Annotated in this window: 12 protein-coding genes; 6 read left to right on the top strand and 6 right to left on the bottom strand. The window is 55.9% G+C overall.

The window, feature by feature from the left end:
- Nucleotides 1–637 precede the first annotated feature (637 nt).
- From AC2FHW_RS18320 to AC2FHW_RS18305, 4 genes are all read right to left on the bottom strand, one after another.
- On the bottom strand, nucleotides 638–1,051 hold the full coding sequence (locus AC2FHW_RS18320; protein ID WP_496822415.1) for a hypothetical protein: 414 nt from the start codon (nucleotides 1,049–1,051) through the stop codon (nucleotides 638–640).
- A gap of 145 nt (nucleotides 1,052–1,196) precedes the next feature.
- Nucleotides 1,197–3,140, bottom strand: coding sequence for a multiheme c-type cytochrome (locus AC2FHW_RS18315; RefSeq protein WP_496822413.1), 1,944 nt, complete (start codon nucleotides 3,138–3,140; stop codon nucleotides 1,197–1,199).
- Nucleotides 3,141–3,196: 56 nt separating this feature from the next.
- Entirely contained in the window at nucleotides 3,197–4,174 is a 978-nt protein-coding gene (locus tag AC2FHW_RS18310) for an HAD family hydrolase (RefSeq protein WP_496822411.1), read from the bottom strand.
- A 97-nt stretch (nucleotides 4,175–4,271) separates the two neighbouring features.
- Complete coding sequence (locus AC2FHW_RS18305; protein WP_271952628.1) at nucleotides 4,272–5,903, bottom strand: arylsulfatase; 1,632 nt, start codon at nucleotides 5,901–5,903, stop codon at nucleotides 4,272–4,274.
- Nucleotides 5,904–6,225: 322 nt separating this feature from the next.
- Between AC2FHW_RS18305 and AC2FHW_RS18300 the strand changes: the two genes are divergently transcribed.
- Entirely contained in the window at nucleotides 6,226–6,462 is a 237-nt protein-coding gene (locus tag AC2FHW_RS18300; RefSeq protein ID WP_281973652.1) for a hypothetical protein, read from the top strand.
- Between the two features lie 258 nt (nucleotides 6,463–6,720).
- Here the strand turns inward: AC2FHW_RS18300 and curA are convergent, their stop codons facing one another.
- Nucleotides 6,721–7,752 carry an NADPH-dependent curcumin/dihydrocurcumin reductase gene (gene curA / locus AC2FHW_RS18295; protein WP_496679355.1) on the bottom strand — a complete coding sequence of 344 codons (1,032 nt, stop codon included), beginning with the start codon at nucleotides 7,750–7,752 and terminating at the stop codon, nucleotides 6,721–6,723.
- 657 nt (nucleotides 7,753–8,409) lie between these two features.
- On the bottom strand, nucleotides 8,410–9,027 hold the full coding sequence (locus AC2FHW_RS18290; RefSeq protein ID WP_142638879.1) for a helix-turn-helix domain-containing protein: 618 nt from the start codon (nucleotides 9,025–9,027) through the stop codon (nucleotides 8,410–8,412).
- Between the two features lie 101 nt (nucleotides 9,028–9,128).
- Here AC2FHW_RS18290 and AC2FHW_RS18285 point away from each other — a divergent pair, with 101 nt between their 5' ends.
- From AC2FHW_RS18285 to AC2FHW_RS18265, 5 genes are read left to right on the top strand one after another with little or no spacing between them, the layout of a single operon-like run.
- Nucleotides 9,129–10,319, top strand: coding sequence for an LLM class flavin-dependent oxidoreductase (locus AC2FHW_RS18285; RefSeq protein WP_496708359.1), 1,191 nt, complete (start codon nucleotides 9,129–9,131; stop codon nucleotides 10,317–10,319).
- Nucleotides 10,312–10,989, top strand: a complete 678-nt coding sequence (locus AC2FHW_RS18280; protein ID WP_271952623.1) for a glutathione S-transferase family protein — start codon at nucleotides 10,312–10,314, stop codon at nucleotides 10,987–10,989. Before AC2FHW_RS18285 ends, AC2FHW_RS18280 begins: the two co-directional genes overlap by 8 nt.
- Nucleotides 10,989–11,471, top strand: a complete 483-nt coding sequence (locus AC2FHW_RS18275) for a flavin reductase family protein (protein WP_271952621.1) — start codon at nucleotides 10,989–10,991, stop codon at nucleotides 11,469–11,471. The genes AC2FHW_RS18280 and AC2FHW_RS18275 overlap by 1 nt, the downstream gene beginning before the upstream one ends.
- On the top strand, nucleotides 11,468–12,364 hold the full coding sequence (locus AC2FHW_RS18270; RefSeq protein ID WP_496708360.1) for an alpha/beta hydrolase: 897 nt from the start codon (nucleotides 11,468–11,470) through the stop codon (nucleotides 12,362–12,364). The genes AC2FHW_RS18275 and AC2FHW_RS18270 overlap by 4 nt, the downstream gene beginning before the upstream one ends.
- Nucleotides 12,361–12,735, top strand: a complete 375-nt coding sequence (locus AC2FHW_RS18265; RefSeq protein ID WP_271952617.1) for a nuclear transport factor 2 family protein — start codon at nucleotides 12,361–12,363, stop codon at nucleotides 12,733–12,735. The genes AC2FHW_RS18270 and AC2FHW_RS18265 overlap by 4 nt, the downstream gene beginning before the upstream one ends.
- Nucleotides 12,736–12,949: the final 214 nt, after the last annotated feature.

Here is a 12,949-nt window from a genome sequence, read left to right as displayed (position 1 = left end):
TGTTGGTACACCAAGCAATTGAGACCCAAATCAGCGATTTTTTCGCCCAAAGACAAGGTCTTTGTCGGCCTAGTATCAAAATCCCCTTGTTATCATAGGGGTGGGAAAGCGTTGATTTTCTTAACAGATGCTTTCTCAGCCAGTATCAATAGTACGAAGGTATTGACGTGCGTCCGGCAATAGGGCTGTTTCATTCTATGACGACATCACAGCATATCTTTCTCATACGATTTCTCTGATCTGCCCCTGTTAGTGCCGACCGTTGGCTGCTTCTCAATTCTACTCTTCTTCGCACGTTGTCGGTCGGTTTTTCTCACTGGATAGATGAGGGAACTGCTATGAAGACCATCAAACTCCTACTCGCCACTGATCCCAATTTTAAAAAAGATGCTCTTACGCATCGGTTCACTGAATATTTGAAGAAATAGCGCAAAACGCGGCTGGCCAGAGAATTCATCGGAGACGATGAACATTCGGTCGATCTCGGCGGAGATGATTTCGATAAAGTTGCTCGCGAACTATCGGATGGTGTCGCGCTAACTTGAGATGACAAGCGGCGCATCAAAAATCTAGTTCAGCGCATCCCAAAACACAGGGCTGAAGCCTCAGGTCTTGGGCATCTTTCGGAGAAAGAAATCTAACGACTGCGCCCACTAATGAATGAGGTTCGCTTGGTGGAGCCGAGAGACGAGCACTGGGTGGACGAGACAGTATCTTCTTTACATGAAGAAATGCCGTGGATGTCTGCCGACACCAATGAGGGCTGGCACGCGTTGCGGCGCATCTCTAGTATCAAAGATACAATCTCGTTGCCGAAGGACAGGCCCGTGTACATATAGTCGGTGAGAAAGCTCCATTTCCCGTTACTGGCGGCAAAGGCTCCCATAAAGGCAAAGTCCAGATTCTCAAGCGCGTCGCCAAACATGAGTGCGCCCTTGATCTGCCCTGCGGGTGTATCGATTGCGGTTTTGGTCTCGGGCGCGAACAGGTAGATCGTTGCCTCGTAGTTCCAGTCAGTATTCTGAGCAGACGCGGGCCCGGATGCCGGCAACTGCCGGCGCGATTGCGGTCAAGATCGTTTTCATAGGCAGTGCCTTTTGAGCTAACGTTTCATTGTGTGCCGGGTGGCTTCAGAGATAGCAGAAGCTGAGCAGCTCAGCGGTCCGCTCTGAGGTTCCGGATTCTGGCAAGAGCAGTCACTCGCTATCTCCTTGCAGTGCAGGTTTTCCTTCCAGCTCTGCCTGTGTGGCCAGAAGTGCGGGATGTTCCGGATTGGCTGACAGAGCTTCTGCCACAACCGCGGCGGCAGCAACGCGTCCTTGGGTTGCCGCTGTGATCCTGGCCAGCATCATCCATGCATCCAGCCGTTGCGGATCCAGCCGCACCACCTCGCGGAACGCGGATGTGGCCATGCCCATGTTGCGCATGGTCAGTGCCACACCGCCCAGTTGGAGGTGGGTTTCAGGAAAATCGAGCCGGTTTGCCATGGCATCCTGCCATTCAGCCATGGCGGCTTGCAGCTCTCTGGCGGTTCCATTCTGGAGGCCGTTCTCCGTATCACCCAGCATCGCGCGGGCAGCGGCCATGCGCACATTGCGGGCAGGGTCGGCAAAGACATCGGCCAGGCGCTTGCCCCTTTCCTGAAGCGGTGCAAGGCGCTGCAGAGAGGCCGCGGCAGCGCGGACAAGCGGATCCGGGTCCCGCAGCAGGTCCGTCAGCCTAGCGGCGAACAGCGGGTCGTTGGACTGCTCCAGAAGCCAGAGCGCAGTGGCCCGCACGATGCCCGGCTGGCTGGTATTCTGCGCAAGCGCTGTCAAGTCGCCGGCGGCCGCTGCCGCATCGGCACGCCCCCGCGCCAGCACCTCCCCGTAATGTCGGCCACGATTTCTGTCGTCCGGGTACCAAGCGGAAATCTGTGCAGCTGCCCAGGCTGCGTCCTGGCCGCGGTGGCAGGCGGTGCAGGCATCCGGTGCTCCCGTCACCGGCGAAAGATCCGGCCGGGGAATGCGGAAGGAGTGATCGGCGCGCCAGTCGTTGCCCATGTAGACGCGTTCTGGCATGTGGCAGGACTGGCACTTCGCTCCAGCGCTGCTTTCCGGGTGGAAGTGATGTGCAGGGCTGTCGTAGTCTGCTGCTGTGAGTGTTGGGAAGTCCGGATTGCCCGCCGGGCTGTGGCATTGGGTGCAAAGGCCGTTGCCTTCTGCCTTCAGGTCCAGACTGTGTGCGCCGTGGCAATTCAGGCAAGTCACGCCCCGAGCGTGCATCTTAGATTGCAGAAAGGAGCCGTAGACATAGACCTCGTCCTGGATCTGCCCGTCCGCGTGGTAAAGTCCTGGGCGCAATAGTGCGAGCGTATAGGCATCATGAAAACGCGTGCCTGGCACCGGGTTGCCGTCCAAGTTGGCTTCGCGTCTGGAATGGCACGTCGCGCATTGTTCGACTGCCTGCCGAGGATCGGCGAAATCCACAGGAAATCCATGGTTTGCGGGCGGCGGTGTCCTTGTCGTTTCCCATGTATCAGCCCAATCAACGTGGTCCTTTCCCGGTCCGTGGCAGGCCTCGCAGCCAACGCCTATTTCGACCTGGGTTGATGCATAGCTTAAACGGCTTGCGTCGTAGTTTTTGCGGAACCCGGTGGCGTGGCACTCTGCACAGCGCGCATTCCAGGTCTTGTAGGGACCTGTCCAATGCAGACCATCCAACGGAGGCAGGGTCTGGTCCGGATAAAGGTGGAACCACTTCTCCTCTTCGGTGTCCCAGGCCACGTCAAAACTCTGCAGTTGCCCCGGTTCGGTCTCGAGAAGATATTGCTGCAGCGGTTCGATCCCCGCAACCGAATGCACTTTGTATTCCGCCTGCGATCCATCCTTTTCGATCACCTCGACGTAGTATCCGCCCTCAGCTCCTGTCTGAAACCGGGCGGTCATACCGTCATGGTGAAAGGCCGTTCCGCCGAAGTCACCTGCGACCGTCTCCCGCGACGGCGTTGTCCAGGCCTGAGCGTGATGCGATCCTGCCCAGCCTGCGGCACTGTCCTTATGGCAACCGGTGCAACGATCCGACCCCAAGTAGCCGTCAAGGCTCTGGGCCATCGCTGGCAGACCCAGCAGCAAGAGAAGGATCAAGACTACAATCTGCATTTTCAGAGGGCCATCCGATTTTCTGGGTCGTTCATGCACAGGGATGGTGCAGGGCTTCATTCGCGGCTCGGCCAGATCCGCTCCCAATCACGGGCCATGTCGATTACCAGCCAACCGCGGCTGGCTGCTTCATCAAGTCCGCGTGCAAGCTGCCCGATATGGCTTTCACGGCCGTAAGCGTATTCGCGTTCGCTGTCAGTATGGTGCAGCAGGATGCCCAGCCGCCCACCATCGCCCGCAGTAGTCCACTCAAGCATCTGGAAATCTCCATCGGAATTTCCCACTGCGATCACCGGACGGCGCCCGATGCGGGCCTCGATAGCAACGGGCTTACCTGCCTTGTCGTCGATGAAGAATAAACCGGGGTCCTTCATCACCCGCGGCGGTCCGTCCCCGGCGGAATAACTGCCATTTCCGATGGACCCGATGACCTGCTCGGGCGGAATGTTATAGGCGCTTTCAGAGAACACCCGGATGAAATGCAGGCCGCCGCCTGAGGCGATGTAGGTACGGAAGCCTTCATCGCGTAGATAGGTCAAGAGCTCCAGCATGGGTTGATAAACCATTTGGTCATAGGCCAGGCCTGTGCCGGAATGCCTGGCCGTGTCCAGCCAGCTGCGCACGGCGGCTTGGAACTCGTCCACCGTCAGGCCGGAGTGGGTGGTGGAGACGATTTCCAACAGTCCCTCAGTGCCCGAGGCGGCCACTGTCTCCATGCCGCCTTCGACTGCGGCCCGCAGCACGTCAGACGTGAGCACCCCGGGATCAGCAGCGGCCATTTCTTTCAATCGGTCGATGGCAAATAGCAGTTGAAAGTAGACCGGCTGTTCTGCCCAGAGCGTGCCGTCATTGTCGAAGGTCGCAATACGCGCGGCCGGGGTGACATAATCAGGTGAATCCGGGTCTGTTATGCCTTCGACAAACGCAATGATCCGATCCTTGGTGGCCGTATCCGTCCAAGACGGCAAAGGGTCAGCGAGCGGAGCTGATGCAAACAGAATTGTCAAAGGAATTGAAATTAGCAGAGCACGCATAGGGACAACCTCCGCAAATGCAGGGAAAGGGATGCCGAGGCAACCGGAAAATTAGGCGCCCCGACGGAATACTCCGTCGGGACGAAGTGGGATGAGTCTACTGCGAGCCGCCCGGCTGCGACAGCTTCTCCATTACCTTGTCGAGGCTGAACGAAGCCGCCTCCTGCCGCGGTGGGTATTCTTCGAAGGTTGCCAGGAACTGCCCAACATAAGCCTGGGCCGGTACCAGCATGAAGGCATGGTCGAGCAGCCAGTCGTAATAGGTGTTCGACGTCCGGTAACCACGTTCATAAGGGTCGCGGCGCAGATTGAAGATCAGCGGCACGCGCAGCGGCGTCAGCGGCTCCATCCAGGCCCGGAGAGTTCCCCAGGCCTTCTGCTCGAGGAAGGTGATCTTCCAGTTGTTGAGCCGGATCGCCGCGAGGTCGCCGTCATCAGTGAAGTAGAAGATCTCATTACGCGGGCTCTTGTCCGTGTCACCCTTAAGCATTGGCAAAAGGTTGTAGCCGTCGAGATGGACGCGATACTCGCGGCCTGCCATTTCCGGAACGGTGATGCCTTCGAGCAAATCTTCCTTGATGGTTTCATTGCCTGCAGCGGCCAGGAATGTTGGCAGCCAATCCATGTGATGCACGATCTCGTTCGAGATCGTTCCGGGCGCGATATTACTGGGCCAGCGGACCATAGCAGGCACCCGCCAAGCGCCTTCCCACTGGGTGTTCTTCTCGCCCCAGAACGGGGTCATTCCGGCATCCGGCCATGTGTTCATATGGACGCCGTTATCAGTGGAATAGAACACGATGGTATTATCGGCGATGCCGAGCTCGTCAAGCTTTTCGAGGAACTTGCCGATATCCATGTCGTGTTCGATCATGCCGGCAGTGTATTCGTCAGCTTTTTCGCCATTGTATAGCTCATCCGCGAGCGCGCGGTTCTCTTCGCTGACGTGGGTACGGAAATGCATCCGTGTGCCGCTCCACCACAGGAACCACGGGGTGCCGGCGTTGGTCTGTTCTTCCATCCAGGCAATTGCAGCATCTGATGTCTCGTCGTCCACAATCTCCATCCGCTTCCGGGTCAGTGCCCCGGTATCCTCGATATTCTGGGTGATTTCATTTTCGCCGTAGGTCGCGGTCACGTTCAAAACACCACGCGGACCGAACCGTTCAAGGAACGTCGTGCCGTCTGCCAACACCATATCCTTCGGGTAGTCCTCGTTTTCCGGCTCTTCTTCGGCGTTCAGATGGTAGAGATTTCCGAAAAACACATCGAAACCGTGGTTCGTCGGAAGGTGTTCATCCCGGTCTCCCAGATGGTTCTTGCCGAATTGACCGGTGGCATAGCCTTCGGCTTTGAGGAGGCCGGCAATGGTGGGATCTTCGATCTGCATACCTTCCTTGGCACCGGGCAGGCCGACCTTGGAAAGGCCGGTGCGGAAGACCGACTGGCCCATGATAAAGGATGACCGGCCAGCCGTGCAGGATTGTTCACCGTAGTAGTCGGTGAAGATCATACCTTCTCTGGCAACCCGGTCGATATTCGGCGTTTGATAACCCATCAACCCCATTGTGTATGCGGAGATATTGGACTGGCCGATGTCGTCGCCCCAAATGACGAGAACGTTCGGCTTGCCGCCCGCGCTGCCTTCCTGGGCAAGCGCCGGCGCAATCCCAATGCTTAAAATCAGGAACCCGGCCGCGACGGCCCTGTTCAAATACGAAACTGGCATAATCGGTCACTCCCTCACATTCGCTAACAGTGAAACTTGAGTTGGTAGCAGACAAGCACCAAGCGAGAGGCTTTGTCCGCCCGTAGAACATTTCGAGTGGGATCAACTATCCATAAGTTGAATGTATGGCGCAACACTTTCTTTTTTTTGGGCAATCTTTCGGTTGTCGGCCATTGTGTCTAGGCCGTTGCGGACCGGCACGTCATCAGGAACTGCCTTGGCCTGCAAGCGGAGTCCTTGGCGCACAAGCCGGAGGCCCACGCGCACAGCAGGCTTTCCGGTCATCTTTGCCGATAAAAGTCAGGACACAGACCCGGCCTTTGTGGATGCGCTCCGCGAAGTGGCGCAGGCGGTTTCACTAGGCTTCTGTCTCGGCTTCTTCGGCGATCCGGAGCAGAAAATTTACATGCAAGGTGCCGGACAAATTCCGCCTGAAGAGGGATGGGAGATGTCTGACGTCAGCGCCAACCTGACGTTGACGTATTACAATATCATCGAATGCAGCGTTTGCTTCGATGGCCGCTATGAGCCGATTGTGTTGAAAAACTCGAGTATCTGACGGCTGCATTTGCGTCGCCGCTGGCGACATACACGCCTCCCAGAGCAATGTGCCCCCACGCAAAATCCCGGTCGAGCGTCATCCGAATGCCGTGACGGGGGACTAGACTTCTGAAAGTGGCGCATCCTTCCAGTCGCCCGAATGGCAGATTTCGGGATCAGCCGAGAAGATCGAACCTTTGGCTCAACTGCAGCTTTGGGCGGCACTTTGACGATGGAACCATCCAAAGAACGATGCAATGTCTGGCTGCGTGTCCGGCTAACCAACTTTTACGACCATCTTTCCAAAGTTTCCGCCGGCCAGCAGTTGATTGAATGCTTCCGGAGCATTTTCCAGCCCCTCAACCACATGTTCCTTGTAGCTTATTGAACCGTTTTTGAGCCAAGCCGTCATATCGCGGACAAACTCCTGATACACGTCGGCACCAAAGTTGTCGAAGATTATGAAACCCTGCATTCTGACTTTCATCCGCAGGATCGTGCCCATGATCGCAGGGCCCATATCCGGGCCGTCCGGTAGGCCGGGCAGGTTGTACCAGGATACAATCCCGCAGACGGGCACCCGTGCAAACGGGTTCAAGAGCGGCAATACGGCATAGAGAACTTTGCCGCCAACGTTTTCGAAATACACGTCAATTCCACTTGGACAAGCCTCGCGCAGTTGCGCTGCCAGATCATCAGATCGATGGTCCAAACATGCGTCAAATCCAAGGTTTTCGACTACATGAGCACATTTTTCAGAACCGCCTGCGATGCCCACTACGCGACATCCTTTTAGCTTTGCGATTTGACCGACTGTTGCGCCTACCGGGCCGGCTGCGGCAGCCACAACAACTGTTTCACCGGCTTTTGGCTCCCCGATTTTCAGAAGCCCGGCATAAGCCGTGTAGCCTGGCATTCCGAGAATTCCGAGCGACCAAGACGGGTTGTCCGGGGATTTCCCCAACTTAACGACCTGCGTTCCATCTGAGACAGCAAAATCCTGCCACCCGCTTGTATTGAGCACATACTCTCCGACGTCGTATCCTTCGATGTTGGATTTGACCACCTGCCCGACGACCTGCGCCGTCATAACACCGCCAATCGGAACGGGTTCGGCATAGGATTTTGCGTCATTCATTCGGCCACGCATGTAAGGATCCAACGACAGGTACACCGTACGTACCAGCATTTCGTCTGGTCCAGGTTCAGGAACGCTCGTGGTTTCCAGGCGCAATGTATTCTCGTCCAGTTGTCCGGCTGGGCGATTGGCGAGAACAATACGACGATTGGTGGCGGATGCTTGGGGCATTGTGACCTCTCATAAGACGGCTTTCTTGCAACAGAGACCAAATTCCGCTGCAGAGCAACACGACAGCACCAACGAGTTCGAAAAACCTATAGACTTGGCCCAATCACGCACGATCTGCGCATTGAAATGCCCAAACGCTCATGGAAACGCCCTGCTAAAAAGTAATCAAACCCGACCCTAGTTTTGTCTTCCATTCACCTCTCGACTGAGTTCTGGTTCCTTCAAGAATCTCGAAGTGGAGGGGTCTCCGAGTCTTGCTTTGCAGGTCTGAAGCTTGCTCATGGATCTGACCAGAAGCCATGACATCATAGACTTCAATCGTGACCAAGCCACAGCCGCACAATTTACTGTCGATGGCCATATCGAAGAGAGCGAGATCGCGATGGTTAGCTGCGAGCGCACGCAGTGTCTCAAATGCAGTGCGAGAGGAGAATCTGGTGTTGCTGTTCAGCGGAAGGGGTAACCATTCATGCAGACGGTAGCGGCGATTAGTGGTCGAATTTACAGATCGCAGGACAAAGCCAACTGTTGTCTCTATTGACCAAATGACTGGTTTTGGCCCAAGCAGTTAGGTCAGACCTGTGGGCTTTTCCGAATGCCATTATCCGTTGCTTTGTATCAAAAGCAATTCTCGCAATAGCGATGGCTGGCCAATAATCACCAAGTAATCCGTATTGGCGACATCGCCCAGACCATTGTGGCCTCTTTGTCAGTCCGGTTGCGGAACCGATGCGCGATCATTGAAGGGTAGGAAAAGCTGTCGCCTTTGCGAAGAACTATGATTTCTTCACCAAGGCGCAGCTCCACTTCGCCACTCAAGACGATCGCATGTTGCTCGCCCTCGAAGGAATAGCCTTCCTGGGGTTCGGGCGGTGTACCGGCCCCTGGGCGAAACCGGGACAGGATCAGATAGCATTGTCCGGATAGTGTGCTGGATAGCAGTTCGTCTTCGAATCCCAACTCCTGGGTTGTACGCGTGTACATGTTGGAAAGCGCCCTGCGATTTTCTTTGCGTACGACATGTTTGCGCTCCAATGGTCCGGCACCCGATTGCTTGGGAAAGAACCAGTTGGGATCGACCGAGAGCGCTTCACTGATCTCTCGCAGAAGCTCCGCCGATGCTTTTGCTGATCCCAGCTCGATCCGGCTCAGATACGCCGTCGAGCAGGATACCGTTTCCGAAAGGTCTTGTAACGTCAGGCCACGCGCCTTGCGCACTTCGCGGATTTCGCTGCCAAGCCGTTGAGTGTCAGTATCAGTAACGTTGCTATTCATGCATTCGGGATAAGAGATTTTTGTTGATTTTTCGAGTAAAATTCAACTTAGTTGAAAATAGGGTAAAAATTCAACTTATCATATCTGTCCGGGAGATCGCTATGCGCTTTGATTTGATTGCCAATTTCAGTCCTGGTGAGACGATTCCCTGGACCCGGACATTGGAGATGATCCTCGAACAATGTTCGCTGGCAGAGCAGGCTGGATTCACGACCGCCTGGTTCACAGAACATCACTTTGCCCATAACGGCTATATGAACGCGCCGCCCAACCCGATCCAGATGGGTACGCATGTGGCTGCTCATTGCACAAAACTGCGGGTTGGAACGGCGCCCATCATCTTGCCGGACTGGCACCCATTGCGCGTGGCCGAAGACGCGGCGATGCTGGATAACATGTCGCTGGGCCGGTTCGATTTTGGTGTCGCCAAGGGCATCAATGAGCGCTCGACCATCCAGTTCAACTCGGATGCGGATCGGCGCGACAACGCCAAGGTGATGCGCCTCTATCAAGAGAGCCTGGATATTATTCTTAAGGCGTGGACCAACGAGGCCTTCACCCATCAAGGTGAGTTCTATGAGTTCCCAGTTCCAGGCTGGAAAGAAGCCAACCGTTTTTTTGAACCGCTGGACCCGCGCTATCACGACGAGAATGGCGAGTACAAAGCGATATACGTGCATCCACGCCCGTATTCTGATCCGCACCCGCCGGTCTGGCTCATGTCGAATGCGCCTCCCACATTCAAGCTTGCTGGTGAAAAAGGGTGGGGTGTGATCTCGATGGCCGCTGGACCCAAGGCGACACTGGCCTGCTGGGAACCCTACCGCGAGGCGCTGTCCAAACGTGAAGGGCGCGATGTGAAACCAGGAGAAGGCGTTGGCGTCTGCACGGCCTTCTATGTCGGTGAAAGCATGGAGGAGGCGGTGAACACCATTCGTGGCCCGATCAATGCCTATTACGAATTCCTCGGCGGGTCGCGCCCCAAGGGCGAGTGGACAAAACATGGCTATCTTGATGTCGGTGAAGAGATGACTTCTGAGGACGAAGAGATGGATTGGTTCGATTTCCTCAATAAACGCGGGATCATTGTGGTTGGTGACGCCGAATATGTAGCGGATCGTTTTGCCGAGCGGCAGGAAACCATCGGCCTCGACCACCTCATGTTGATGCAGCAATACACTGGCGTTCCCTATGAGAAAATCCTGTCCAGTTGGCATCGACTGTTTGAGCATGTCGTTCCAAAATTCGGGGCACAATCCATCGCGCAGAAAAGGATGTTGGAGCATGCTTGAAATTTGGGGGCGGCCCTATTCATCAAACGTTATTCCGGTGATTTGGACAGCCAATGAGTTGGGATTGGACTATACGCTCCAACTGGCCGGGGGCAGCTTTGGCAAGCTCGACACTGATATGTACGCGCAGATCAATCCCAACAAAATGATCCCGGCGATCCGCGATGGGGATTTCGCGCTTTGGGAAAGCCTCGCCATTGTGCGGTATCTCTGCGACCGGTACGGCGCGGGAACGTTTAGCCCCTCTGACCTACAGACCCGCGCCATCGCGGATCAATGGATGGAGTGGTCCGCCAGCCGCGCCTTCGGGCCGGTGATTTACCTGTTTTTTGCAACTGTGCGCACCCAATCCGACCAACGGGACCAGGAACAGATCGCCAAACTTCGCGATGAGGCGCATGAAGCGCTGACCATTCTGGATCAGCACCTTGCGGATAAGGCCTATGTCTGTGGCGACAGCTTTACCATGGCGGATATTCCGCTGGGTTGCGTGGCGTATCGCTATTTCAATGTCGAGGTCGACCGCCCACCGTTGCCCAATGTCGAAGCGTGGTACGAACGATTGGCGGAACGCCCCGCATACCGGGGTCACGTCATGCGTCATTTCGGCACAAACCCGGATGAGTGGGCCGCCCTTGAAAAGGCCTGTGTCAGCGAAGGACTTCTGTGATGGACCTGCATGACTTTCGCCGTGCGCTTGGCGCTTTTCCGACAGGGGTTACAATCGTGGCCACTTATGACCCCGAGGGCATGCCATGGGGCCTGACCGCCAACTCCTTCACCTCGGTCTCACTCGAACCGCCTGTGATCTCTGTCTGTGTCGCAAAATCGGGTCGCGTGTTCCCGACGCTGTCCAGGTCAGATCATTTCGCGGTCAACATCCTGTCCGCGGATCAGAAAGCTTTGGCGTTGCATTTTGCCAGCAATGTGGAAAACCGGTTTGCCGATACGGAATGGACTCCTGGGGCCAAGACGCCTTTGGTCCCCGGTGCATCTGCGTATCTGGAATGCACCGTGCACAACCGGGTTGATGCGGGTGATCATGAAATCCTCTTGGGACGTGTCGTGAACTATGCCCATGCACCCGTTCCTCCTCTGGTCTTTTGTCGCGGCGCGTTCTTTTCCGCGCCCCAATCGGAGGCAGTATCATGAGTGATCACCTGACTTTCCACACTCGGTTCAGCCCTGACGAATTCGACGCGCAGTACAATTTGCGGGCTGGGCGGCCGGACTATGAAGTGACCGTCATTCCCGGGTGGAGCCGCGACAGCGCGCACGCGCGTGCAACATCCGATTGCAGCCTAGATATCCGCTATGGAGAAGGCGAAAAACAAAAGCTGGATGTCTTCCGCTGCGCGGACACTGCCGCACCGACATTGGTCTATTTCCACGGCGGCTATTGGCAGCGTGGCGACAAATCGATCTACAGCTTCATTGCGCCGCCGTTTGTTGAGGCGGGGTTCAATGTTGTTGTCATCGGATACGATCTTTGCCCGTCTGTGACCATCACGAGAATTTCGGAAGAAGCGCGTGAGGCCATGTCCTTTGTCTGGCGCAACGCGGGCGCATTGGGCATCAATCCAGACCGTTTCTGCGTCATGGGCCATTCCGCTGGCGGCCATATTACCCAGATGATGATGGCGACCGATTGGCCGGCATTTGACGATGACTTGCCAACAGACCTGATTAAATCTGGCATTCCGGTCTCACCGCTCAGCTATCTTGAGCCGGTCCGCCTGACCGAGGCTTTGAATGCGGGCATCCGAATGGATCCGGCAGAAGCCCAGGCCGAAAGCCCGATGACCAAGCACCCTCCGGGTACCAATGCCCCTCAGCTGGTCGTCGTCGGCGGCGCGGAAACCGATGAGTTCCACAGGCAGGCACGAATGTATGTCGAAAAATACGAAACAGCAGACCGCAAGATGGGCCTCTATTTCGTGCCCGATGTGGATCACTTTGACGAACTGAATGTGCTGGTCGACCCGGCGAGCCCCTTCTTCAAACACACTTGCGATATGCTTCAAGGAAAAGGACCGAAATCATGACCGCTTTGACCCGGGACCTAGTCGACTCTGTCGGTGACGCGTTTAACGCCAATGACATCGATGCCGTAATGAGACACTTCGCAACCGACGCTACATTTGATCACGCTGTTGGCCCCGAAGAACATGGCGTGCGTCTGGAAGGAGCCGAAACCATTCGTGGTGCTTTTGCAGCCCTGTTCGAAAAGGTCGCGAACGTGCATTGGGAAACGCTCGACTGCGCTATTTCCGGCAACAAGGCTTATTGCGAATATCGCCGTACAGCCGTGCACAAGGATGGTTCAAAAGAAGAGTTTCTAAGCGTTGACATCCTGACCTACCGAGACGGGCTGATTGTCCATAAAGACACGTATTACAAGCAACGTACAAGCTGACCCGACAGCCTTTGATGCAGCCAAGCACGCAGCAGTTTTGTAAGAGGGAACCTATCTCGCTTTGACAAACCGCTGCGTCGGCAATCAAGTTTCGTTTCGCGCAATCCGTTATTGCGTAATGAAAAGATGCGAAAACATCTAGGGTCAGGACCCATTGATTTCCGTTTTGCGGCGTGATTCACGGTTCAAAAACGAGCGGTGAACATGTCTGATC

The sequence above is a fragment of the Ruegeria sp. YTSA108 genome, assembly GCF_059610185.1.
The sequence above is the reverse complement of the archived record's forward strand: the minus strand, read 5'-3'. Positions and strand labels throughout refer to the sequence as shown.